Below are 13,684 nucleotides of genomic sequence, written 5' to 3'. Positions count from 1 at the left end.
TATCTGTCGCCACCGCAAAGGGGCACGAACACGGACAGCTCGACCCTGTATCCAACGAGGGAAGTCACCACCATGCGCGCCACCCGCCGTACCTTCCGCACCGCCGCCATCGCCACCGGAGCCATCGCCGCGCTCGCCGTCCCGACCACGGCGGCGTTCGCCGCGGACGCGCCGTCGACGCCGCACGGCCAGGTCGCGCAGGACGACCAGACCGGCACCCAGGACCAGTCCGGCAAGGACCAGGACAAGTCCAACCCGGACGAGACCGGCAAGGACACGACCGGCCAGGACAAGACGGACAAGGACACGACGGGCAAGGACACGGACAAGCCCGTCCCCGGCGGCTGGGAGTCCAAGGGCACGACGAACCTCGGCAAGGGCTGGACCGCGAACATCCAGGTCAACGCCTCCGCCCGCACCGCCAAGGCCACCATCTCCCTGAACGGCTCCGCCAAGGGCTCCCTCACCGCCTACGAGAAGTCCGCGACCACCACCATCGACGGCAACACCTTCACCCTCACCCCCGACGGCACGGCCACCGCCAAGCTGACGGACAAGGACAAGGACAAGCCGATCCCCGGCGGCTGGGAGTCCAAGGGCACGACGAACCTCGGCAAGGGCTGGACCGCGAAGGTCGACGTCAACGCCTCCGCCCGCACCGCCAAGGCCACCATCTCCCTGAACGGATCCGCCAAGGGCTCCCTCACCGCCTACGAGAAGTCCGCGACCACCAAGATCGACGGCAACACCTTCACCCTCACGCCCACCGGCACCATCACGATGCAGGGCAAGCCGACCCCGCCGAAGCCGAAGCCGGACCACAAGCGCGTCTTCGTCCGCGAGTACAGGAACCTCGGCGGCAGCGGCTTCGACGCCAAGGTCTACAAGGTCACCAACGGCTACGAGGCCGACCTGCTCGCCAAGTCGCCCGACACCGGCAAGAAGACGGTCTGGGACACGCTGAAGCAGTCCGGCAGCAAGGCGGCGTACGGCCAGCACAACGGCGCCCACTTCGTGCTCAACCCCGACGGCACCATGAAGGGCTGGGTCGAGGGCAACACCCACCACAACGGCGTCAAGCCGCAGCCCAAGAAGGACGGCACCGCGGTCGTCCCGAAGGGCGGCGTCAAGGCGGGCGCCGACGGCGTGAAGGCACAGTCCTCGGACGACGCCCCGCTGATCGCGGCGGGCGGTGGCATGGCGGCCGTCGGCGCGGCCGGTCTCGGCTTCGCGCTGTACCGCCGCAAGCAGAACGGCTGATCATCGGCAGGCAGCAGTACGTGAAGGGGCACCCCGCAAGAACGGGGTGCCCCTTTCGCATGCGTACGGGTCAGACGCCGATGTCGCAGCCGTCCTCGCGCCACACCGAGACGACCGCCGGGCGGACGATCTTGCCGGGGCCGTCGGGCCAGGCGCTCGCGGGCTTCTCCACCGAAGCCCCGTCGACCTCGCCCGGGTGCTGCACGGAGACGAGCACGCGCCGGTCCTGGACGAGCGGACCGCAGGTCTCCGCGCCGGTCGGCATCGTCAGGAACTGCTTGAGCTCACCACGCCGTTCACCGCGCGTGGCCACGCCGAACAGGCCGTCGTGCGAGCCGAGTTGGTTGCCGTCGGTGGAGATCCACAGGTTGCCGTGCGGGTCGAAGGCGACGTTGTCCGGGCAGGAGATCGGGGAGACCCGCTCCTTGGGGAAGCCCGCGAAGTACGTCGAGGGGTCGTTCGGGTCACCCGCGACGAGGAACAGCGACCAGGCGAACGTCGTCGCCTCGGCGCGGTTGCGGCGCTCGGTCAGCTCCAGGATCTGCCCGTGCTTGTTGAGGTTGCGCGGGTTGGCCTCGTCGACACCGGCCTTGCCCGCCTTGCCGCGGTCGGAGTTGTTCGTCAGCGCGACGTACACCTTGCCGGTGTGCGGCGACGGCTCGATGTCCTCGGGGCGGTCCATCTTGGTGGCCCCGACCTTGTCACCGGCGAAGCGCGTGAAGACGTACACCTCTTCGGCGGTCATGCCCTCGACGTGCGAGACGGCCTTCCCGCCGGGACCGGCGGTGGCCAGCGGAATCCACGTCCCGCTCCCGTCGAACTCGCCGTCCGCGGGGAGCGTCCCCTTGCCGTCGATCTCCTCGGCGGGGGAGTCGCCGGTCAGCTTGGCGACGTACAGAGTGCCCTCGTCGAGGAGGCTCAGGTTGTGCTCGTGGGCGGCGCGGGACGTGCCCTTGGCGACGCGCTTGCTGCTGACGAACTTGTAGAAGTAGTCGAACTTCTCGTCGTCGCCCATGTAGACCACCGGGCGGCCGTCGTGCGTGAGGCGCGGCTGCGCGGCCTCGTGCTTGAAGCGGCCGAGCGCGGTGCGCTTGCGCGGGGTCGAGTCCGGGTCGTACGGATCGAGTTCGACGACCCAGCCGAAGCGGTTGGCCTCGTTGGGCTCCTGGGCGAGGTCGAAGCGCCGGTCGAACCGCTCCCACTTGCGCTCGGAGGCCTCGCCCGTGACGCCGTACCGCTTGAGGCGGGCGGCGGTCTTCGGGTCGGTCACCTTCGCGGCGTTGGCGAAGTACTGGTTGAAGTTCTCCTCGCCGTGCAGGGTCGTGCCCCACGGGGTGGTGCCGCCCGAGCAGTTGTTGAGGGTGCCGAGGACGGTGGTGCCGCGCGGGTCGGCCTGGGTGCGGACGAGCTCGCTGCCCGCGACGGGCCCGGAGAGGCGGAACCGGCTGGTGGCGGTGAGCCGCCGGTTGAGATGGTGCCGGGAGACGGCGCGCAGCTTCCCGCTCCGCCGCTCCCCCTCGACCACGACGACGGAAAGGCCGTGGGCGGCCCAGGCGATCTCGACCTGCTCGCGGGTCGGGTTCTCGGGGTCGTACCCCTTGAACATCAGGATCTCGTCCGTGTACTCGTGGTTGGCGACGAGGACCTGACGCCCGTGCTCGCGCCGGAGCGGCAGCAGGCTCAGGAAGTCGTTGTTGTACCCGAACTGCCCGGCCTGGGCCTTGGCGGTCTGCTTCCCGGCGTCGAAGGCGGGCGCGCCGCGCAGGATGGGCTCGCCCCACCGGATGACGACGTTCTGCTCGTATCCGTCGGGCACGGTGACGGTGTCGGCGGTGTTGGGGGCGACGGGGCTGAACCGGAGCCCGCGCGCCCCCTTGTGCTTGTGGCTCCCGCCGTGGCCGCGCCCGGTGGCCGCGGGCACGGCGGCAGCCGCTTCTCCAGCCCCCGGCCCGGCCAGGACCGCGCCGCCCGCGGCGGTGGCGACCGTCACGACGGCGGCGGCGCGCATCATCGAACGGCGGCTGAGCGCACCGGCTATGACGTCGCCGACGTACGCGTTGTCGCTGGTGTTGGGCACCTCGCCGAAGCAGGCGTCACCGCAACGGAACCGGCAGGTCAGGGCGGAACGGCCGCCGCTCCCCTGATGCGAGGTGATGATCGGCAGCAGCTTGGGCACGAGTCCTCCGTCGTTGTGGCTTGATTCCGCCGTGAGGCTAGGCGCGGGGTCCGGCACGGCGGCGGCCTGCGGGTGAACGGAGGGTGAATCCGTGGCGCATGGGAGGGAGTTGCCGCGAAGGTCTCGTGGGGTGACGGGGAAGGTGGCCCGGGCGGGTGGTTCGGGTGCGTGGCACGCGCGGGTGACGGAGGGCGACCCTGCCCAAGATCGCGTACAGCGGCGGCTAACCTTACGTGTCCGCCCTGGCCAGGGATTTTCGGGAATCAACTCACGCGAAGGGTTGCGCACATGGGCATTCTGAACCGCCTGCGGAACGCGTTCGGACGGTCACGCAAGGAGAGCGTTCCGGAGGCACGGGAGCCTGAGCGTGCGACTGCGCCCGAGCCGACCCCGGAGCCTGCCGCGGAGCCGGATACGGCTTCCCCGGTCACGGTGACGGTCCCGTCCCCCTCCCCGGAACCGAATCCGGCCCCCAAGGCCACGCTCCCGTCCCCCAGCAAGGAACCCACCCCCACGGTGGACGACCTGGTGGCGGCGGCCTTCGACAACGTAACGGTCCCGCCTCCGTCCCCGGAACGGAACCCACTCACGGAGACGCCCACCTCTCCCGAGGAGGCGGATCCCGCTCCCGCGAAGGCAGAGCCCGCTCCCGCGGAGTCGGAGCCGAAGGCTGACCCCGCGGAGGCGGAGGCCGCTCCCGCGGAGGCGGAGGCGAAGGCTGACCCCGCGGAGGCGGAGCCGAAGGCTGACCCCGCAGAGGCCGCAGCCGCCACCGCCGAGCCGAAGGCTGAGACCGCTCCCGCGGAGCCCGACCCGCAGGCCGCCCCCGAGCCGCAGGCTGACCCCGCAGATGCCGCAGCCGCCACCGCCGAGCCGAAGGCTGAGACCGCTCCCGCGGAGCCCGAGCCGCAGGCCGCCCCCGAGCCGGAGGCTGACCCCGCAGAGACCGCAGCCGCCACTGCTGTGGGCAATCGTCCCGCTGGGCGGGACGGGTGGGCACAGCCCCCGGTGCAGGGTGCCGATGAAGAGGGCGCTCCCGAGGCCGACCCGGAGCCGAAGGCTGAGAGCACCCCTGAGGTCGAGCCCGAGCCGCAGGCTGAGGTCAGCCAAGAGGTCACGCCCGAGCCGGAGGCTGCCACGCCCGAGCCGGAGGCTGAGGTCAGCCAGGACGTCGAGCCCGAGCCGGAGGCTGAGGCTGAGGCTGAGGTCAGCCAGGAGGGCGAGGGGGGCCAGGGGGCCGCCCAGGGCAAGCCCGCCGTCCCCGCGGCAAAGGTGCGGTCCAAAGCCCCGGGGCTAGCAACCGCATACCGCGCCGCCGGAACCGCCCTGAAGAAGCACGACCTCACAGGAACCCGAGCCCAGGTCTACCTGGTCCTCGACCGCTCCGGCTCCATGCGCCCGTACTACAAGGACGGCTCCGCCCAGAGCCTCGGCGAGCAGGTCCTCGCCCTCGCCGCGCACACGGACCCCGAGGCCACCGTCCACGTCGTCTTCTTCTCCACGGAGATCGACGGCACCGGCACCCTCACGCTCCCCGAGCACGAGGGCCGCGTCGACGAGCTGCACGCCGCCGCGGGCCGCATGGGCCGCACCAGCTACCACCGCGCGATCGAAGAGGTCGTGGCGCTCCACGAGAAGTCGGACCGCGCGGCCGAGCCCGCCCTGGTGGTCTTCCAGACGGACGGCGCCCCGGACGCGAAGGGCGTGGCGACCCAGGCCCTGAAGGACGCCGCCGCGCACCCCCTGTTCTTCCAGTTCGTCGCGTTCGGCGAGCACGACGCGAAGGGCTTCGACTACCTCCGCAAGCTCAAGGCGGACAACGCGGCCTTCTTCCACGCGGGCCCCACCCCCCGCGAGCTCACGGACAAGGAGCTGTACGAGGGCCTCCTGGCGGCCTACCCCGAGTGGCTGGCCCGCCAGGAAGCCTGACCAAGCCCCAGAACAGGCCCCAAACCAGGCCCCACCCCCGCACCCCCGAAGGCGGGCCACCGAAGCGACGCCCTCGCCCCGGTGGCCCGCCTCCGTCGTCCCACGCCCCCTACCCATGGCATCAACTCCCCCTCGTACCTATGGTGTTGACACACGTATCGACGCGCTCAGGGGGAACCGCGATGGTGCAAGGACCGGATCGCGACGCCGCGTCGTCGGACGCGTCGCCGGAGGAGTGGCTCGACCTCGCCGACGCCCTGGACCTGCTCCGCGCCCAGATCGCCGAGTCGCAGCACCGCGCCCGCACCGCGGACATCCGTTTCGAGGTGGGCGAGATCAGCGTCGATTTCGAGCTGGAGCTGCACCGCACCCGCGCCGCGGGCGGCGGCCTCCGCTTCGCCGTGGTCCAGGCGGACGGTCGCCAGGAGAACGCCCGCAGGACCACCCAGCGCGTCAGCCTCACCCTGAAACCACGCGGCCCAGGCCCCGGCACCGGCTCCGGGGACATCGCCATCGGCGACTGGGCCGAGTAACCCGGCGTGGACGTCGACCGCGTCGTACGCATCGTCCCGCGGAGCCCCGCCCCCCGCGGCCCCTCCGGCACCGGCTACCTCATCGCGCCCCGCCTCGTCCTGACCGCCGCCCACCTCGTCCCCGACGACCCGGCCGCCGCCCCCCGCGTCACCACGGCGCAGGCCGCCCCGGCGCCGCACCAGGACCCAACCTCGTACGCCCATACGTACGCCACCACCCTGCGCTGGACCACGGCCCGCGCAGGTGCGTACGACGGCGGGCCCGACGCCGCCCTGCTGGAGATCACCGACCCCGCCTGGCAGCCGCCGCCGTCCTTCCACGGCCCCGCCGGACGGCGGCCCCAGCGCTGGGGCCGCCTCGTCACCGACACCATGGGCCAGCCCGTCTGCTGCCACGGCTTCGCCCGCATGCAGCGCGGCGCGGCCGGTGACGTCGGCCTGGAACAGCTCTCCGCCCGCATCAACCCCTTCACCGGATTCCCGGCCCGCCGGTACGAACTGACCGGCGCCACCAGCACGTTCGGCGCCGCCCACGACACCGGATCGCCGTGGGCCGGGATGTCGGGCGCCGCCGTCTTCACCGCCGACCCCACCCGCACCCCCGGCGAGCTGAGCCCCGGCGTCCTGCTGCTGGGCGTCGTCCGCGCGGACCGCGGCGCGGCGACCGGCGTACGGCTCTCGGCGACGCGGGCCGAGGACCTGCTCGGCGACCCGGAGTTCCGTGCCGTCGTCGGCGCGCACAACGGCGGACTGCCGCCCGAGCCCGAGGCCGCCGAGCTCTCCGGGCTCCTCGCCCCCGTCGCCCCACAGCGCGACCTGCGGTCGCCGCTGACGGTGTTGCGCGCGGATGTGGAGGCGGTGGCGTTCCGGGGGCGGGAGGAGAAGCTGGCGGAGCTGCGGGACTGGTGCGTGGCGGACGACTCCGCGCACCAGGTGGCGACCCTGGTGGGGCCGGGCGGCCAGGGCAAGTCGCGGCTCGCGCGTGAACTGGCCGCCGGGCTGCGGGCGGAGGGCTGGGTGGCGGGCAGGCTGCAGCACGAGACGGTGCGGCGCGGCGGGAGCCACGGCACGGCCGACACGCTGCGGCCGCTGCGCGGCGTCGTCCGCCCCCTGCTGATCATCGTCGACTACGCGGAGACCCGGCCCGACCTCGTCCGCCATCTGATCGGCCTGGCCGACAGCGCCCGCGACCGCTTCCGCGTCCTGCTGCTCGCCCGGTCCACGGGCACGTGGATGGACACCGCCCTGGGCCGCTCCGCGCTCGCCTACGGAATGCGGGACAGCACACCGGAGTTCGTGCTGCGCCCCATGTACACGGCGCCGGGGCCCGCGGCCAAGGCGTTCCGGCTCGCGCTGGCCGATCTGGCCCAGGTCCTCGGCCAGGTCAGGCCCGGCGCGCACCGCCTCGGCGACGTGGACTGGCCCGAGCTGGCCGCCCGCATCCCGACCCCGCGCCTGGACGACGGCCACGAGACCCCGCTCTCCCTGCAGATGCGGGCCCTGGAGGCGCTGCTCGGCCACGCGGCCGGAGATCCTGTGGGCGCCACGAGCCGCGGCTCCGTGGAGCCCGCCCTCCTCGACCACGAGGCGTCGTACTGGTCGAGCACCGCCGCCGCCCTCGGCTTTGACGCCGACCACGACGTCGACGACGCCCTGCTGCTGCGCCGGACGGTGGCCGCCGCCAGCCTGTGCGGGGCGGCCGACCGCGCGGAGGGCCGCGCCACGCTCGCCCGGCTGCCGCACCCCGGCACCGTCCCCGTCGACAAGCTCGACCGCTGGCTCGGCACGCTCTATCCGGCGGCGCACGACCGCCACTGGGGCACGCTCCACCCCGACCGGCTCGCGGAGTTCCAGGCGTCCGCCGAGGTCGTCGAGGACCCCGGCCTGCTCCCCGCGCTGCTCGACGGCGCGTCCGACGAGCAGTGGACGCACGCCTTCACCGTGCTGAGCCGCGCGGTCGTCGCGCACGCCAACGAGTCCCGCCCCGAAGCGGCCCACGCCGTCCTCGACCGGCTGCACCACGTCCTGGACCACATCGACGAGGCACCGGTGGGCCTCGCGTCCCTGCGGGCCTGCTCGGAGGCGCTGCCCTCCGACTCGCACGTGCTCTCCCGCCTCGCCCTGCGGATGGCCGAGGTCGTCGTGGACCGCCATGCGCGCGCCGGCGCCCACCCGCCCTCCGACGCCGAACGGGCCGGTGACCTGCACAACCTCGCCCACCATCTGCGGGTCATGGCCGACTGGGCGGGCGCCGTGCAGGCCGCGGAGACCTCGCTCAACCTGCGCAGGCGACTGGCGCTTGAGGACCCGGAGACGTACGAGCCCGATCTCGCGGCGAGCTACGAACTCTCCGCCCGCGCGGTCTCCCAGGCGGAGCTCGGCGAGGCGCGGGACCGCATCGGCCGGTCGCTCCGCATCCAGCGCCGCCTCCACCGCAACGACCCCGAGCAGCACCGGCTGCAACTGGTGCGCTGTCTGCGCACCGCCTCCTACATCGAGTGGAACTCGGGCGACCGCGAGGAGTCCGCCCGCCTCGACGACGAGGGCGCCGAGCTCAGCCGTCTCCTGGAGGAGTCCGAGCCGGGGCAGCACCTGGGGCTGCTCACCCGCATCCTGGACAACCTGAGCATCAGCCACTGGTACGCCAAGCGGTTCCCCGACGCGATCCGCATCACCACCGAGTCGCTGCGCCTCCTCGGCGAGCAGATGGCCGTCAACCCCGACGCGCACGCCCCCGCCTACGCCAGCGCCCTGGAGTCGCAGGCCCTCAACTACGACAGCACGGGCCGACTGGAGGAGGCCATTCCGCTGTGCCGCAGGTCGGCAGAGATCTACCGTCGGTACGCGGCGGAGTACCCCGAGTTGTACGAACACTCGCTGGCCCGGGTGCTGCACAACCTGGCGCTCCTGGAGCTGGACGGGGGCGACCGTGCCGTGGCCTTCGCCCACATGCTGGAGGCCACCGACATCCGCAGACGCCGCTGCTCCAGCGACCCGGGCACCGGCAGCTGGCGCGACCTCAGGTCGTCCGCCTACTGGATCGGCCGCTGGCTGATGCAGGAGAACGAGCCGCACCGGGCCGTCGACGCCTGCCAGGAGGGCGTGGCCGCCCAGCGGCGGGTGCTCGCCGCGGAGCCCCGGCCGGAGACGCACGCCGAACTCGCCGGGGACCTGGCACAGCTCGGCCGGTGCCACGAGCTCCTCGCCCTCGCCGCTCCCGACGCGCAGACCCGGCAGACCGCGCGGACCGCCTCGCTGCGGACGTACAGGGAGAGCGTGCACCACTACCGCACCGCCGCAGCCGGTTCGGACGACACCGATTCCTACGACGACGACCTGTGGGACGCCGTCCACGGCCTCGCCGACGGCTACCGTCTTTCGGGCTCCGTCAGCCTGCAGCGGGCCATCCTGCGCTCGGCCCTGCCCATGCTGCGCAGGCGCGCGGCGCAGGACCCCGGTCGGCGCCCCGCGCTCGCGGCCTGCCTCGCGGACCTCGGGGAGGCCTACCGCGACACCCGTCTCCGGCGGCGCGGCCTGCCCCTGCTCCAGGAGGCGGTCGCGCTGGAGGCAGCGGTGGCACGGGACCAGGAGCTCGCGGGGGAGGCGGAGCCGGACGCCGCCGCCCCCAACCTGCGTGCGTATCTGGTGCGGCTGCGCAATGCCCAGTACCGGTTCCGCAGGTACGCCGAGGCGGCACGCAGCGGGGAGCGGGTCGTCGCCCTCCTGCGCCGCGAGCGGGTGGCCGGCCCCGGTCAGGCGCCGCTGCTGGCCCCCGAGATCGTCGAGCTCGCCCGCGCGTACGCCCACGCCGGTCAGTGCGCGCGGGCCGAGCGGCTGGCGGCCGAGGGGGTCGCACTCGCCCGGTCCGAAGCGGCCGCGGCACAGGCCCCGCTCGACATCGGCGCCACGCTGCGCGCCCAGGCGCAGACCCTCCTGGAGTGCGCCCGCCGCACCGGCAGCATGGACACGGCGCGCAAGGCGCTCGGCCCGGCGGAAGAAGCCCTCCTCGACCGCCGCCGCCGCTGGAACACCGACCGGTCGGCCCACGCGTGGGAACTGCGGGACACCGCGTTCTGCCTCGCGGACGTGCTGGACCGTCTCGGCCGCTCCGCGGCGGCGGCGGACGTACGCAACAACCTGGCACCACCGCCGCGCCACCGCCGCGACGCCGCCCCCGACACCAGTGCCGCGACGACGGAGGAGACCCCATGACCACGGAGAACCAGAACCCCGACAACGGACAAGCCCCCCGGGACGAACAGACCCTCAAGGACGAGGAGAGGCGGGCCACGCTGATCTTCCCCTCCGTGGAGGTCTTCGTGAACGACTACCTCGTCCAGATCGTCCAGCGCCGGACCGACGACGGAAGCCATGTCTGGTGCCCGTCCTGGTGGGCACATGCCGAGGCCGTCGCCCGTATCACCGCCCTCTGGCGTGCCTTCGAGTACCTCAGCAGCGATCCGGCGCTGGGCATGTCCAACTGGTGGCTGCACCAGGCCGACCCCCACCTGGCCGTCCTGCTCAGCCCGCGCGGCCCCTTCCACGCCTGCGGATCGGAGCTGGGCCACCGGGACGGCAGGCCCATGCCGACGACGCCCGCGCCCCCCGGCCACTTCGACCACCCGGCCTTCACGGTCACGGACGACGACCTCTTCCCCGATGACCCGCTGGACCTGCCCACCTCGTGAGACCCCGCCGAAACCGATGTGAGTCGATCTTCATCAGGCCGTTAGGATTTCGACCATGGCGGCCACTGGATCCGAGAAGCAGGGGACGAGCGAAGACGCGAAGGCGTACTACGTCTCGACCCCCATCTACTACGTAAACGACGCTCCTCACCTGGGCCACGCCTACACGACCGTTGCAGGGGACGTGCTCACGCGCTGGCACCGTCAGCGCGGCGAGAAGGTGTGGTACCTCACCGGCACGGACGAGCACGGTCAGAAGATCATGCGCACGGCCGAGGCGAACGGCGTCTCCCCCCAGGAGTGGTGCGACAAGCTCGTCACCGAAGCCTGGAAGCCCCTCTGGGAGCACCTGAACATCGCGAACGACGATTTCATCCGCACGACGGAGAAGCGTCACACGGACCGCGTTCAGGAGTTCGTCCAGGATCTCCACGACAAGGGCGAGATCTACAAGGGCGGCTACGAGGGCCCGTACTGCGTGGGCTGCGAGGAGTACAAGCTCCCCGGCGACCTGATCGACGGTGAGGGCGAATTCTCCGGGCAGAAGCTCTGCCCCATCCACAAGAAGCCGGTGGAGCTCCTCAAGGAGGAGAACTACTTCTTCAAGCTCAGCGAGTACGGCGACAAGCTCCTCGCGCTGTACGAGGAGAACCCGGGCTTCATCCAGCCCGAGTCCGCGCGCAACGAGGTCGTGAACTTCGTCCGCCAGGGCCTCCAGGACCTCTCGATCTCCCGCTCGACGTTCGACTGGGGCGTCAAGGTCCCGTGGGACGACAAGCACGTCATCTACGTCTGGATCGACGCCCTCCTGAACTACGCGACGGCGGTGGGGTACGGCGCGAACGAGGAGAAGTTCGCCTCGACCTTCCCCGCCAACGTCCACCTGGTCGGCAAGGACATCCTCCGCTTCCACGCGGTGATCTGGCCCGCGATGCTGCTCGCGCAGGGCCTGCCGGTGCCGGGTCGCGTCGCCGCCAACGGCTGGCTGATGGTCGGCGGCGAGAAGATGTCGAAGTCGAACCTGACGGGCATCAAGCCGCAGGACCTGACCTCGCACTTCGGCGTGGACGCGTACCGCTGGTACTTCCTGCGGGCCATCGCGTTCGGCAGCGACGGCTCGTTCTCGTGGGAGGACTTCACGGCCCGCTACACGAGCGAGCTGGCGAACGACTACGGCAACCTCGCGTCGCGTGTCGCGGCGATGGTCGGCAAGTACTTCGGCGGCGAGCTGCCCGCGGCGACGGCTTCCGGTGACGCGGAGAAGGCGGTCCAGGACGGCCTGACCAAGGCCGTCACCGAGGCCGACCGGAAGATCGGCGATGAGCTGGACTTCCAGGGCGGCATCCTGGCGATCTTCGACTTCGTGAAGCAGGTCAACGGCTACATCACGGAGCAGGAGCCGTGGAAGGTCGCGAAGGACGACTCCGAGTCGGGCAAGGCCCGCCTGGCGACGATCCTCTACACGGCCGCGGAGTCGCTGCGCGCGGTGGCGGTCCTCCTCAACTCCGTCATGCCGGAAACGTCCCAGAAGCTCTGGGACTCCCTCGGCGCGGAGCCCACCCTCGGCGCCCTGTCCGCCCAGCCGGTCCAGAACGCCGCCACGTGGGGCCAGCTCCCCGTCGGCTCGACGGTGACGAAGGGCGCGGTGCTGTTCCCGCGCCTGGAGGAGCCGAAGAAGGACGCGTAAGCGCTGACACGCACGTACGCCCGAGGGGCCGAGAACCACACGGGTTCCCGGCCCCTCGGGTGTCGGCTACCAGAACCCCTCGCTCCGACCAGGCCTCGAAGGGGGCGGGGGTGTGCCGCACGAGGCTCCGTCCGGGCAAGTCGTGCAGGTGTCCCGGGTTGGCCTGCGTCACGAGCTCACCGTCGAGCAGCTCGACGTGCAGACCATCCGGCATCTCAATTTCGTGCCACACGTCGACGACCTGGTTCTTCTTCATCACGACGGCCTCCCGCCCGGCTCCGGCGTGCCCCGCTCCGGCAGCACGCCGTGAAACACGGTGTGCTTGCAGGGACTCACCTATGACGTGGTGTCCCGCCGCCCGCGGCAGAGCGGCGGGCAGCGCTCAAGGAGCCATTCCCGATACCAGCATGGCCGCGGATAGCAGGTGCATCTGCTGGGGTCGATCCGCTTCTCCTCAAGGTGACCGGCCATGATGGACAACGGCCTACGCAGGATCTCGCGGACCTCCCGCGACGCCTCCCTGTACGCCGCTTCCACGCCCTCCTTGTGCTCCTGTTCGCTCTCGCCCCAGCCCCAGCTCGGGTGAGGAGCTGGCCACAGGGCATGCAGAGCCTTCCGCTCCCGCTCCGTGATACCCGCGCCCTCCGGCGCGACCGTGGCGGTGACCAGGAGGGTGTCTGCCGCGCGCGGATCGTCGCCTGTCGACGGGTGCACGGTGACGTTGATGTCGACGAATCCGGCTTCGTCGAGGAGTTTCACCCAGACGTGTTCCTGGAGGACCCAGCGGCGCATGGTGGTGGTCTCGCCGCTCGGGGTTCTGGCTGAGATGTCAGCCGGTGTGGCGTCGGGTTGGGCTGGAGCTCCGTTGAGGTAGTGGGCCAGGGTGGAGAAGACGAGCCGTCCGCCCGGTGCGAGTGCGGCGGCAGCGGCTGGCAGCAGTTCGCGTGGGTCGGTGAAGTCGAGGGCCCCGAACACGCTGTAGAGGACGTCGTAGGTGTCCGGCGTCGTGTGCAGGTGCGGTACGGCGCCGGTGGGGACGATGCGCAGGCGCGGCGCGAGGTGGGCGTAGAGGCGGGTGGCCATGTCGTGCTGGGCGGGGGAGGCATCGACGGCGTGGACCTGGGCGGGCTGGTGATGGGCGACCAGGTGGGCGGCGTGCCGGGCGGCTCCCGCGCCGAGGTCCGCGACGCGCTTGCCCGTCAGATCGCCGAGGATTTCGGGGCCCGGACCATCGCGTTGGCTCCAGGTCCAGCGGAAGGTGTCGGGGACGGCGGAGTCGTGTTCGGCGCGGGTGCGGCCGTAGTGGTGCCAGAGGTCTGCGGCGGTTGTCATCCGCACCATGGTGGCGCGGGGCGGGGCGGCGGTGGGCGGAATCGTGGGAACGTCATCCGGGCGTGGGCCGGGCCCTCAG

8 protein-coding genes and 1 pseudogene are annotated in these 13,684 nt (G+C 72.0%); 7 read left to right on the top strand and 2 right to left on the bottom strand.

The annotated features are described in order from the left end of the window. Positions 1-72: 72 nt before the first annotated feature. Entirely contained in the window at positions 73-1,260 is a 1,188-nt protein-coding gene (locus tag AC068B_RS25320; protein WP_478673926.1) for a hypothetical protein, read from the top strand. Between the two features lie 70 nt (positions 1,261-1,330). Here the strand turns inward: AC068B_RS25320 and AC068B_RS25315 are convergent, their stop codons facing one another. Next, positions 1,331-3,436, bottom strand: a complete 2,106-nt coding sequence (locus AC068B_RS25315) for a PhoX family protein (protein WP_478673925.1) — start codon at positions 3,434-3,436, stop codon at positions 1,331-1,333. Between the two features lie 432 nt (positions 3,437-3,868). On the opposite strand from AC068B_RS25315, the gene AC068B_RS25310 reads away from it, so the two are divergent. The 6 genes from AC068B_RS25310 to AC068B_RS25285 all read left to right on the top strand — a co-directional run bounded on the left by AC068B_RS25310 (position 3,869) and on the right by AC068B_RS25285 (position 12,583). After that, positions 3,869-5,365, top strand: a complete 1,497-nt coding sequence (locus AC068B_RS25310) for a VWA domain-containing protein (protein WP_478673924.1) — start codon at positions 3,869-3,871, stop codon at positions 5,363-5,365. A 182-nt stretch (positions 5,366-5,547) separates the two neighbouring features. Further along, positions 5,548-5,898 carry a trypco2 family protein gene (locus AC068B_RS25305; RefSeq protein WP_478673923.1) on the top strand — a complete coding sequence of 117 codons (351 nt, stop codon included), beginning with the start codon at positions 5,548-5,550 and terminating at the stop codon, positions 5,896-5,898. 6 nt (positions 5,899-5,904) lie between these two features. Next, positions 5,905-10,110, top strand: coding sequence for a trypsin-like peptidase domain-containing protein (locus AC068B_RS25300; RefSeq protein ID WP_478673922.1), 4,206 nt, complete (start codon positions 5,905-5,907; stop codon positions 10,108-10,110). Further along, complete coding sequence (locus AC068B_RS25295; protein ID WP_478673921.1) at positions 10,107-10,586, top strand: DUF4913 domain-containing protein; 480 nt, start codon at positions 10,107-10,109, stop codon at positions 10,584-10,586. Before AC068B_RS25300 ends, AC068B_RS25295 begins: the two co-directional genes overlap by 4 nt. Positions 10,587-10,641: 55 nt before the next feature. Next, a complete protein-coding gene (gene metG, locus AC068B_RS25290; RefSeq protein WP_478673920.1) occupies positions 10,642-12,273 on the top strand; it encodes a methionine--tRNA ligase in 1,632 nt (543 codons plus the stop codon). A 112-nt stretch (positions 12,274-12,385) separates the two neighbouring features. Further along, positions 12,386-12,583 carry a hypothetical protein gene (locus AC068B_RS25285; protein WP_478673919.1) on the top strand — a complete coding sequence of 66 codons (198 nt, stop codon included), beginning with the start codon at positions 12,386-12,388 and terminating at the stop codon, positions 12,581-12,583. 347 nt (positions 12,584-12,930) lie between these two features. Here AC068B_RS25285 and AC068B_RS25280 read toward each other — a convergent pair. Continuing rightward, positions 12,931-13,605 (bottom strand): annotated as a pseudogene (locus AC068B_RS25280) (class I SAM-dependent methyltransferase); the annotation flags it as partial. Positions 13,606-13,684 lie beyond the last annotated feature (79 nt).

Source organism: Streptomyces sp. NPDC042371, from assembly GCF_056437465.1.
Note: the sequence above shows the minus strand (reverse complement) of the source record. Positions and strands in the feature narration are given on the sequence as shown.